We start from the raw sequence: 10,587 nt of genomic DNA on the forward strand, positions 1-10,587 counted from the left end.
CCCCGCCCATGCCCACCGAGCCCGCCGGGCTGGGCAGCGCACCCGAGGACCTGCACGATCTGGACTGGGAGCGGGTCGCGGTACCTGGCGACTTCTGCGATGTACAGGGTCTCATCAGCTTCACGGCCGGCGAGGCGTGGGCGCAGTCCGGCACGTGGGGCAAGGTCCATGCCGAGAACCGCCCCGAGGACGTCGTCTACGGGGACGTCCTCGGCGACGCCCGCGTCGAGGCGGCGCTGCTGGTGGGATGTGACACCGGGGGCGAGACCGCGAGCGGCCGACTCGCCTGGGCCTACCTGGTCTTCACCAGTGAGGACGGCGAGCTCCGGCTCCTGGGCACCGTCGCTCCGCAGCAGTACCTGGGCGGACAGGCCAGCGCGTTCAACGGAATCGAGCTGGCCTCCGACCGGGTTACCGCCCACGAAAGCTGGTACCGGGAGAGCGACGCCGTCTGCTGCCCTACGGGCAAGGCCATCACCACCTGGAACGTGCGCAACGACGGGACCCTGGAGGCGGAATCCCCGCGTATCACCGCCTAAGGGGAGCTGTCGGGTCGTAGAGACTCGGTGCCGTAGCCGCCAGCAGGTGAGCACTTCCACCGCCGGTAGCATCCGACTTCTGAGGTCAGACCGTGCCCCTGCTGGTCGGCCGGGAGGCCAGACCGCTGATGGGGCTCTGCGGTGCGCAGGTTCGAGCCCCGGCGGGGAACCCGGAACCTCCGGGATGTCCGCGACCGTGGTTCCCCCCGGCCACCGGTACGGCTGTCCCACCGCTCCTTGACCGTGACCTTGTGCCGATTCCAGTAAGCGTTGACTTCGGCCTGCCGGGCCTGGGCCGATGTTTCTACATCGTTCGAGGATTCCCGCTGTCGGACGCAACGCTGCCGGTCACAGCGTTTTCATCGAATGGTGCTTCAGACGGCGAACGTCGCGCTGCACGCGCACGATGAAATTCAACACGGATTCGACAGCCGCCGATTTTCGCCGCGCAGCAGCGCTCTGACCTGGGAAAATGTCGGACCGCAACGACATTCGGATGTTACGCCGGGTTCTGTTCCCTCACAAGGAGACAGCCGGGACGACAGGTCGGCATCCCTTCCGCCCCTCCAGTGCCCTTGGGGCTGCGTATCCGCTCGCTGCGGACGAGCTTTAAGATGCAATCCGGAAGATGTGCGCATCTGTCTGAATGTCAGAGCAACAGGCTCAGGACACACGCCGCGCACTGGAAGGAAACGAAGCCGTGCATGGCGAGTACAAGGTGCCCGGCGGCAAGCTGGTCGTCGTAGATCTGGATGTCGAGGAAGGTGTCCTGCGCAACGTGCGAGTCGCCGGGGACTTCTTCCTGGAGCCGGACGAAGCGATCCTCTCGATCAACACAGCCCTTGAGGGTTCACCCTCATCGACGGACGCCGCAGGGCTGGCCGCCCGGATCACGGCGGCGCTGCCGGAGTCGACCGTGATGCTCGGGCTGACAGCGGAGGGCGTCGGCATCGCCGTCCGGCGTGCTCTGGCCCACGCGACCGAGTGGAGCGACTACGACTGGCAACTGGTGCACGTGGAGCCGCAGGCACCGGCCCTGCACATGGCACTGGACGAGGTGATCACCGCCGAGGTGGCCGCTGGGCGGCGAGCCCCGACTCTACGGGTATGGGAGTGGGCCTCGCCTTCTGTGGTGATCGGCAGCTTCCAGTCCCTGCGGAACGAGGTGGACGCCGAAGGGGCCGCGAAGCACGGGATGACCGTGGTTCGCCGTGTTTCTGGTGGTGGGGCCATGTTCGTAGAGCCCATGAGTACGATCACGTACTCCCTGTCCGTGCCGGAGTCCCTGGTATCGGGCCTCTCCTTCGCAGACAGCTACGCCTACCTCGACGACTGGGTGCTGGGCGCACTCGGCGACATGGGCGTCAAGGCCTGGTACCAGCCCCTGAACGACATCGCCACCGAGGCCGGCAAGATTGCCGGTGCCGCCCAGAAGCGCATGGTCGGCCCTGATGGCGGCCCTGGAGCCGTCCTCCATCACGTGACGATGTCCTACGACATCGACGCCGCCAAGATGCTCGAGGTGCTCCGCATCGGCAAGGAAAAGATGTCCGATAAGGGGACCAAGAGCGCCAAGAAGCGCGTCGACCCGCTCCGCCGGCAGACGGGCCTCGCGCGGGAGCAGGTCATCGAGAACATGATCGCCTCCTTCCGCAACCGCTACGGGCTGACCACCGGCGAAGTCACGGCGGAAGAGATGGCCCGCGCGGAGGAACTGGTGCGGACGAAGTTCGCCACCGAGGAGTGGACCGCGCGCGTGCCGTAAACGCCACGTCCGCTGTCCGACAAGGGGATCAGGAGCGCGAAGAAGCGGGTGGACCCGCTGCGCCGGCAGACCGGGCTCGCCCGCGAGGGCGTCATCGCGCGGATGGTGGAGTCCTTCCACGCCCGGTACGGGCTGACGGTCGGCAAGGCGACCGACGAGGAGCTGGCCCGCGCGCGGGAGCTGGTGCGCACGAAGTTCGGTTCGGCCGAGTGGACGGCGCGGGTGCCGTAGCGTCCGCGCGCACGGTCACCGGTCCCCGACTCCTGGGCGGCAGCGCGAAGTTGCCGGGCGCAGGCCTCACGGGTCCTGCTCCGCTTCCCTCCCTCCGCAGGGACGTAAGCGGCAAACGGTACGTCAGGAGCGGGGGGTCGTGACCGCGCGGGCACGGAGCGGAGTACCGCTTCCGCCACGCGGGGACTCGTGTGACACTGAGGTCCCGTCCGCAGTGTGGAATCGCTCCGCACCCGCGTCCGTCCCCCACACGAGAAGTGCGCCGTGCGTGAACTTCCTCTCCCCCTCGCGCTCACCGCGCGTCTGAGTCCGGTCGTCGTGCTCGCCTGCGCGGGCTGGGCGTTGACGTCCGGCCCGTTCGCCGCCTCCCCGGCCGCCGCCGGCCCCAAGGCCGCGCAGCAGGAGAACCGCGGCACCGACGATCGGTCGTCCTCCGAGGCGTCCGCCCCGTCGTCGACCGCGGTGACCAAGACGTACGCGTCCGCCCCGGCGCCGTGCACCAGCATCAGCGAGAAGACGATCACGTCCCTGGTGCCGGGTGCCAAGCCGGCGGGCAAGGAGATCCCGTCGACGGACACCAAGGTGCGCCGGACCTGCTCCTGGAACGCGCTCAAGGACTACGACTACCGCTGGCTCGACGTGTCCTTCGAGATCATGGCGACGGACGAGGCGGCGCAGAAGTCGTACCAGCAGCGGACCACCGAAAAGAACGGCGGCGGGGCGGTGCCCGGCCTCGGGGAGAGCGCCTACTCGGTGGTGAACCTGACCACCGAGGACAAGCAGGAGACCCGCGAGGGCATGGTGCTGGCCCGCGCCGCCAACGCGATCGTGGTCGTCACGTACAACGGCAGCGACTTCGAGACGAAGAAGGCGCCGAGCACGGACGAGATGAACAAGGGCGCCATCAGGGCCGCCAAGGAGGCGATGGCCGCCCTGGAGGACGGTCGCGCGGGCTGACCGTCCTCCAGGGCGGTGACGCGCGTCAGACGGTGACGCGCGTCAGGCGGTGACGCGCGTCAGGCGGTGGCCCGCTCGCGGGTGCGCGCCGCCATCAGCAGCAGGTACAGCACCAGCGAGGTGCCCAGGCCCACCGCCCAGCCGTAGTCGGCGAGGGACTTCAGGGCCGGGATGGGCCGGCCGTCGATCAGCGGGTGGAAGTCCGCGCCGCCGATGGCCAGCACGCCGCCCACCACGAAGGCCACGACCGCCCGCCAGTTCCAGCCGCCCTCGTACCAGTAGCGGCCGCCCGCGCGGTACAGGTCGGCCAGGTCCAGTCGGGAGCGCCTGAGGATCCAGTAGTCGGCGATGAGGATGCCGGCGACCGTGCCGAGCAGACCGCCGACCAGGCCGAGCCAGGTGAAGATGTAGCCCTGCGGGTCGGCGTACAGCTTCCACGGGCACATCACCACGGCGAGCACGGCGGTGACGAGCGCGCCGGTGCGGAAACTGACCTTGCGCGGCGCGACGTTGGAGAAGTCGAAGGCCGGGGAGACCATGTTGGCCGCGATGTTGACGGACAGCGTCGCCACCAGCACGGTCACCAGCGCGTACAGCAGGCCCACCACATTGTCCGTCTTGGCCGCCAACTGCACCGGGTCCCACACCGGCTCGCCGTACACGGCCTGGGAGCCGGAGGTGACCAGCACCGAAAGGAACGCGAACAGGGTCATGGTCGTGGGCAGTCCGAGCGCCTGGCCCCGGGTCTGCGCCTTCTGGCTCCTGCCGTACCGGGTGAAGTCCGGAATGTTCAGCGACAGGGTGGACCAGAAGCCGATCATGCCCATCAGGGAGGGCGCGAACAGTTTCCAGAAGTCCGCTCCCCAGCCCAGTTTCGACGGCTGCTCGAAGAGCGGGCCGAGTCCGCCGGCCTTGCTGCTCATCCACCACAGCATCACGAAGGCGCCGACGAGCACGAAGGGCGCCGCCCAGTTCTCGAACCGGCGGATGGTCTCCATGCCCCGGTAGATGACGGCCACCTGGATCGCCCAGAAAATGGCGAACGACAGCCACATCGTCCAGGCGTGGCCGCCCACCTTCGCGGTGTCCGTCCAGCCGCTCCCGATCAGCTTCCCGGCGAGGAAGTAGATCGCCTCGCCGCCGATCCAGGTCTGGATGCCGAACCAGCCGCACGCCACCAACGCCCGTACCACGGCGGGCAGGTTGGCGCCGCGCACGCCGAAGGAGGCGCGGGCGAAGACCGGGAAGGGGATGCCGTACTTGGGTCCCGCGTGCCCGGTGAGCAGCATGGGGACGAGCACGATCAGGTTGGCCAGGGCGATGGTGAACACCGCCTGCTTCCAGTCCATGCCGACGGCGATCAGACCGGAGGCCAGGGTCCAGGAGGCCGTGTTGTGGGCCATGCCGACCCACAGCGCGGAGAAGTTGTACGTGGTCCAGGTGCGCTTGGCGACCGGGACGGGCAGCAGGTCGGCGTTGGCGTAGGGGCCGCTGGGCGGCGGGGTGCCGGGGGCGATCTCCACGCGCCCGTCGGGGAGGGTGACCTGTGCGGACGGCGGTATGGCCGCAGGAGCGGTGTCGGTCATGGGCAGCCCAATCGATGAGACGGGTCGAAACGGGGCGGTGCGGGCGCCCGGCCCCTCCCCCGGGGAGGTGGGGAGGGGGGACACGAGGGGGGTTGTGAACAGCGCCCGGCGGGTCAGGAGTTGACGGCCGGGATGACCTGCTGCCCGTACGCGTCGATCACGGCTTCCTGCGCGTCGTGCATGTCGTACACGGCGAACTGGTCCACGCCCAGCTCGCGCAGCGCGGTCAGCTTCTCGATGTGCTTCTCGACCGGTCCCACCACGCAGAACCGGTCGACGATCTCGTCCGGCACGAACTGCGTGTCCGGGTTGCCGCTGCGCCCGTGGTGGGCGTAGTCGTAGCCCTGGCGGGCCTTGATGTAGTCGGTGAGTTCGTCGGGGACGGCGGCGGAGTGCTCGCCGTAGCGGGCGACCAGGTCGGCGACGTGGTTGCCGACCATGCCGCCGAACCACCGGCACTGGTCGCGGGCGTGGGCGAGCGCGTCGGGCGAGTCGTCGGCGGTGACGTAGGCGGGGGCGGCGACGCAGATCCTCACCTCGGACGGGTCGCGCCCGGCCGCGGCCGCCGCGTCCTTCACGGCCTTCACCATGTACTCGGTCAGGTACAGGTCGGCGAGCTGGAGGATGAACCCGTCGGCCTCCTCGCCGGTCATCTTCAGCGCCTTGGGGCCGTACGCGGCCATCCACACGGGCAGTTCCGCGCCGGGCTTGATCCACGGGAACCTGATCACCGTGCCGCCGAGGTCGGCCTCCTCTCCCCTGCCCAGCGCCCGGATGACCTTCATCGCCTCGCTGATCCGGGCCAGGGTGTTGGGCTTGCGGCCGGCCACGCGCATCGCGGAGTCGCCGCGGCCGATCCCACAGACCGTGCGGTTGCCGAACATGTCGTTGAGGGTGGCGAAGGTGGAGGCGGTGACCTCCCAGGTGCGGGTGCCGGGGTTGGTGACCATGGGGCCGACGGTCAGCTTCTCGGTGTTCGCGAGGATCTGACTGTAGATCACGAACGGCTCCTGCCAGAGCACGGCGGAGTCGAAGGTCCAGCCGTAGCGGAAGCCGTTGCGCTCGGCGCGCATCATCAGGCTGACCACGCGCGAGGCCGGCGGGTCGGTCTGCAGGACGAGTCCGAAGTCCATGGGCGGCACTCCTAGTCGAGGTACTGGCAGGTGGAGCGCGGGGTGTAGACGCCGTGCCCGGCGCGCCCGGTGTACTCCCGTTCGGTGATGACGGGTTCGCCGCGGGAGAGCACGGTCTCCACCCGGCCGATGATCCGCTTGCCCTCGTACGCCGAGTAGTCGACGTTCATGTGGTGGGTCTCGGCGGACATGACCTGCTCGGCGTGCGGGTCATAGACGACGACGTCCGCGTCGGCGCCCGGCGCGATGGTGCCCTTCTTCGGGTACATGCCGAACATGCGGGCCGGGGTGGCGCAGGCGATCTCGATCCAGCGGCGGCGCGAGATGTGCCCGTCGACGACGGCCTGGTGGAGCAGGTCCATCCGGTTCTCGACGCCCGGCATTCCGTTGGGGATCTTGGAGAAGTCGCCGCGGCCGAGTTCCTTCTGGCCGGTGAAGCAGAAGGGACAGTGGTCGGTGGAGACCACCTGGAGGTCGTTGGTGCGCAGGCCCTTCCACAGGGCCGCCTGGTGCTCCTTGGGACGAAGGGGCGTCGAGCACACGTACTTGGCACCCTCGAAGCCGGGCTCGGCGAGGTTGTCGGTGGACAGGAACAGGTACTGCGGACAGGTCTCGCCGAAGACGGGCAGTCCCTGGTCGCGTGCCCTGGCCAGTTCGGCGACCGCCTCCTGCGCCGAGACGTGCACGACGTACAGCGGCGCGCCCGCGACCTGGGCGAGCCGGATGGCGCGGTGGGTGGCCTCGGCCTCCAGCAGGGCCTTGCGGACCTCTCCGTGGTAGCGCGGGTCGGTCTCCCCGCGGGCCAGTGCCTGTTCGACCAGGACGTCGATGGCGATGCCGTTCTCGGCGTGCATCATGATCAGCCCGCCGTTGTCGGCGGCACGCTGCATGGCGCGCAGGATCTGCCCGTCGTCGCTGTAGAAGACTCCCGGGTAGGCCATGAACTGCTTGAAGGAGGTCACACCCTCCTCCACCAGCAGGTCCATCTCCTTCAGCGTCTCCTGGTTCACATCGGAGACGATCATGTGGAAGCCGTAGTCGATCGCGCAGTTGCCCTCGGCCTTGCTGTGCCAGGCGTCCAGGCCCTCGCGCAGGGTGGAGCCGACGGTCTGGACGGCGAAGTCCACGATCGTGGTCGTGCCGCCCCAGGCGGCGGCCCGGGTGCCGGTCTCGAAGGTGTCCGCGGCGTAGGTGCCGCCGAAGGGCATCTCCATGTGGGTGTGGCCGTCGACCCCACCCGGAATCACGTACTTTCCGGTGGCGTCGATGGTCCGCTCGGCGGTGAACGCCTCGGCGGCCGGCGTGCCGGAGGCGGCGAGGGCGGCGATGCGGCCGTCCTCGATCAGGACGTCGGCGTGGATCTCGTCGGCGGCGGTGATGACGAGGCCGCCGCGGATGACGGTGCGGCTCATGCTCCCTCTCCTTCCGGTCGGGTGTGCACGGTGGGTCGCGGGTCCCCGGTCAGGGCGCGGTCAGCGGCTCGTACGTGCCCGGGGCGCGGTCGCGGTAGAACTGCCAGCGGTCGCGGACCTCGCGCAGCTTGGCCAGGTCCAGGTCGCGCACGACCAGTTCGGTGTCCTTGTCGCTCGCCGGTTCGCCGACGAACTGCGCCTCCGGGTCCACGAAGTACGAGGTGCCGTAGAAGTCATTGTCCCCGTACTCCTCGACGCCCACCCGGTTGATCGCGCCGACGAAGTACTCGTTGGCGACGGCCGCCGCCGGCTGCTCCAGCTGCCACAGGTAGCCGGACAGGCCGCGCGAGGTGGCCGACGGGTTGAAGACGATCTCGGCGCCGGCCAGTCCGAGGGCCCGCCAGCCCTCCGGGAAGTGCCGGTCGTAGCAGATGTAGACGCCGATCCTCCCCGCCTTGGTGTCGAAGATGGGCCAGCCGCTGTTGCCGGGCCGGAAGTAGAACTTCTCCCAGAAGCCCTTGACCTGCGGGATGTGGGTCTTGCGGTACTTGCCGAGGTAGGAGCCGTCCGCGTCGATCACGGCGGCGGTGTTGTAGAGGACGCCGGGCTGCTCCTCCTCGTACATCGGCAGCACCAGGACGATGCCCAGTTCTCGCGCGAGCGCCTGGAAGCGCCGGACGATCGGGCCCTCGGGGATCTGCTCGGCGTACTCGTAGAACGCCGGGTCCTGGACCTGGCAGAAGTACGGTCCGTAGAACAGTTCCTGGAAGCACAGCACCTGGGCGCCCTGCGCGGCCGCGTCGCGGGCCGCCTGCTCGTGGACCTGGATCATGGATTCCTTGTCGCCGGTCCACGCGGTCTGGAAGAGGGCGGCACGGATCACCTTGCTCATCGGGACCTCCACTCGCTGGATGTGCGGGGAGCGTAGGAAGCCGGCGGCTCCCCTTTGAGGTGCACCGTGTCACGTCTGCGGGGGCGGGGCGTGCCACCGTGTCACTCCGGGTCCGTTCCATGTCTCACCGCCGTTCTCCCGGCCGTTTTCCTGTGTCACTCCTGTTGCGCGTCGTGCGCGAGGAGCGCGATGTGCACCGAGGCGGCCTGTTCGAAGTCGTCGAGGTCCACCCCGAGGCACGCCTGTATGGACTCCAGGCGGCGGTAGAGCGCGGGCCGGGAGACGTGGTGGAGCTGGGCGGTGCGGGACTTGTTGCGGCCGGTGGCGAGGTACGTGCGCAGCACCGACAGCAGGTCGTCGTCGGCCCGGCGCAGCAGGCCGTCCAGCTCCCGCTCGGCGAAGGACTGCACGTGCGGGTCGTCGCGCAGCAGCCGGATCAGTCCGCGCAGATGCACGTCCTTCAGGCGTACGACGGCCGGGAGGTCCAGGGCGGCGGCGGAGTCGGCCACGGCCCGGGCGACGTGCCGGGCCTCGCGCAGCCCGGCGGGCACGTCGTCCCAGGCGGTGCGGCCGTCCGCGGCGGCGACGACCGTGCGGTCCGCGCCGGAACCGTCGCGCAGCCGGGCCGCGAAGTGCCCGGTGAGGGCGTCGGCGTCCTGGTCGCGGGCGAGGCTGAGCAGCACGGCGGTGGCGCCCTCGGCGAGCTCGGCGACCAGCCCCGGAAGGCCCAGCAGGCGCAGCAGCCGGTCGAGTGCGGCCACCTCGCCGTCCGGTACGACCAGCGGTACGAAGGTGCGTCGGTTGACCGGCAGTCCGGCGGCCCGCGCCCGGGGCAGCAGCTGCCGGGCCGGTACGGCTCCGCCGACGAGGTCGGTCAGCAGGCCCTGCGCGGACTGCTCCTCCCAGGAGCACCCGGCGTTGCCGCCGAGCATGCGGTGCAGGACGAGGGCCTCGGCGGCGCGGTCGGCCAGCAGCCGTCCGGTGGCGCTGTCGCCGCGGTGGCCGCACAGCACGATCCGTCCCCACCGCTCCCCGCGCCCGCCCAGTTCGGCGCGGATCCAGCCGTCGCCCTGCCCGGCGCCGGCCTGGCGGGAGATGCGTTCCCAGTCCCGCAGCACATCGTCGACCGCCGACCGCTCCCCCGCCGTGGCCAGGACGCGGTGGGCGAGGTTGGTGACGACGACGGGGCAGGCGCTGTGCTGGGCGATCTCGTCGAGCAGCGCCTGAAGCGGGGCGCCCGCCGTGATCAGCGCGGTGAGGGCGGTGCGTACGGCCTCCGACAGGCTGACGGAGGCGAACTTGCGTCGCACCAGCCGGGACTGGACCTCCTCGGTCAGCTCCGCGAAGGGGAAGGGGCGGTGCATGACCACCAGGGGCAGCTGGCACCGCTCGGCTGCCCGGCGCATCACGTCCGGCGGCGTGGGGAAGGCCCGGCCCAGGCCCAGTACGACGGCCGCGGCCTCCGCGCGGTGCAGGGAGCGGATGTACTCGGCCTGTTTCTCCTCGTCGCCGGCGAGCAGCACGCCGGTGGTGAGGACCATCTCGCCGCCGCTGAGCATCACGCCGACGTCGGCGGCCTCGGCGACGTGCACCCAGCGCACGGGCCGGTCGAGGTGGCCGGCGCCGGCCACCACCTCGGGCTCCCCCGCGAGCACCCGCTCCAGGGTGAGGACCTGGCGCACCGACAGGGCGGGTTCCGGCGGATTCCAGCAGGCCGGGGGTGTGTCCGGGGCGGTGGTCATGGTGACGTTCCCCTCTTTGTGCGGTTCGGTCCACCTCCGGGGCGCCAGTGCCGCGGCAGGCAACGTTGGCCCCGTCGCGACGCCCGGCACGCCCTCTCGCCGCACCGGCCGAAAGCCCGAGTACGTCCAGTACGAGGGCTTCCGGCCGGCACTCCCCCGAGCTCTTCGAGCAGGGGGCCCCCGGAGCACGCACCGGACGCCGCTCCTTCACGGGCGAACGCTGCCCGCCGCGGCACCTAGGGCGTGTTTCGAAAGTCCCGCCTGCCCCGCGACGCCTGGCACGGCGCCTCGCCGCGTTGTCGGGATCGCCCGCGTACGCCCAGTACGCGG

General features: G+C 70.2%; 8 protein-coding genes and 1 pseudogene. 4 read left to right on the forward strand and 5 right to left on the reverse strand.

Translation table 11 applies throughout. The features are described 5' to 3' along the window. Positions 1-8 precede the first annotated feature (8 nt). The 4 genes and pseudogenes from ACFY4A_RS36285 to ACFY4A_RS36300 all read left to right on the forward strand — a co-directional run bounded on the left by ACFY4A_RS36285 (position 9) and on the right by ACFY4A_RS36300 (position 3,492). Positions 9-539: a hypothetical protein gene (locus ACFY4A_RS36285; protein ID WP_390833577.1), complete on the forward strand. Its 531-nt coding sequence runs from the start codon at positions 9-11 to the stop codon at positions 537-539. Positions 540-1,239: 700 nt separating this feature from the next. Then, entirely contained in the window at positions 1,240-2,304 is a 1,065-nt protein-coding gene (locus ACFY4A_RS36290) for a biotin/lipoate A/B protein ligase family protein (RefSeq protein ID WP_390833578.1), read from the forward strand. A gap of 30 nt (positions 2,305-2,334) precedes the next feature. Beyond that, positions 2,335-2,535 (forward strand): annotated as a pseudogene (locus tag ACFY4A_RS36295) (lipoate--protein ligase family protein); the annotation flags it as partial. 264 nt (positions 2,536-2,799) lie between these two features. Next, positions 2,800-3,492, forward strand: a complete 693-nt coding sequence (locus ACFY4A_RS36300) for a hypothetical protein (protein WP_390833579.1) — start codon at positions 2,800-2,802, stop codon at positions 3,490-3,492. A 59-nt stretch (positions 3,493-3,551) separates the two neighbouring features. Here ACFY4A_RS36300 and ACFY4A_RS36305 read toward each other — a convergent pair whose 3' ends face one another. The 5 genes from ACFY4A_RS36305 to ACFY4A_RS36325 form a co-directional block, all read right to left on the reverse strand. Beyond that, on the reverse strand, positions 3,552-5,078 hold the full coding sequence (locus ACFY4A_RS36305; protein ID WP_390833580.1) for an NCS1 family nucleobase:cation symporter-1: 1,527 nt from the start codon (positions 5,076-5,078) through the stop codon (positions 3,552-3,554). A gap of 113 nt (positions 5,079-5,191) precedes the next feature. Beyond that, on the reverse strand, positions 5,192-6,211 hold the full coding sequence (locus ACFY4A_RS36310; RefSeq protein WP_390833581.1) for a TIGR03842 family LLM class F420-dependent oxidoreductase: 1,020 nt from the start codon (positions 6,209-6,211) through the stop codon (positions 5,192-5,194). A gap of 11 nt (positions 6,212-6,222) precedes the next feature. Next, positions 6,223-7,623, reverse strand: a complete 1,401-nt coding sequence (gene hydA / locus ACFY4A_RS36315; protein ID WP_390833582.1) for a dihydropyrimidinase — start codon at positions 7,621-7,623, stop codon at positions 6,223-6,225. A 49-nt stretch (positions 7,624-7,672) separates the two neighbouring features. Beyond that, complete coding sequence (locus ACFY4A_RS36320) at positions 7,673-8,515, reverse strand: nitrilase-related carbon-nitrogen hydrolase (RefSeq protein ID WP_390833583.1); 843 nt, start codon at positions 8,513-8,515, stop codon at positions 7,673-7,675. A gap of 155 nt (positions 8,516-8,670) precedes the next feature. Next, positions 8,671-10,257, reverse strand: coding sequence for a PucR family transcriptional regulator (locus ACFY4A_RS36325; RefSeq protein WP_390833584.1), 1,587 nt, complete (start codon positions 10,255-10,257; stop codon positions 8,671-8,673). Positions 10,258-10,587 lie beyond the last annotated feature (330 nt).

It is taken from the genome of Streptomyces sp. NPDC001292, assembly GCF_042896465.1.
GTDB lineage: Bacteria > Actinomycetota > Actinomycetes > Streptomycetales > Streptomycetaceae > Streptomyces.

Bases quoted from the DNA above. Each gene is read 5' to 3' on its own strand.
- ACFY4A_RS36285 (WP_390833577.1), top strand. From the start codon at position 9: ATGCCCACCGAGCCCGCCGGGCTGGGCAGCGCACCCGAGGACCTGCAC.
- hydA (WP_390833582.1), bottom strand. From the start codon at position 7,623: ATGAGCCGCACCGTCATCCGCGGCGGCCTCGTCATCACCGCCGCCGAC.
- ACFY4A_RS36310 (WP_390833581.1), bottom strand. From the start codon at position 6,211: ATGGACTTCGGACTCGTCCTGCAGACCGACCCGCCGGCCTCGCGCGTG.
- ACFY4A_RS36325 (WP_390833584.1), bottom strand. From the start codon at position 10,257: ATGACCACCGCCCCGGACACACCCCCGGCCTGCTGGAATCCGCCGGAA.
- ACFY4A_RS36320 (WP_390833583.1), bottom strand. From the start codon at position 8,515: ATGAGCAAGGTGATCCGTGCCGCCCTCTTCCAGACCGCGTGGACCGGC.
- ACFY4A_RS36305 (WP_390833580.1), bottom strand. From the start codon at position 5,078: ATGACCGACACCGCTCCTGCGGCCATACCGCCGTCCGCACAGGTCACC.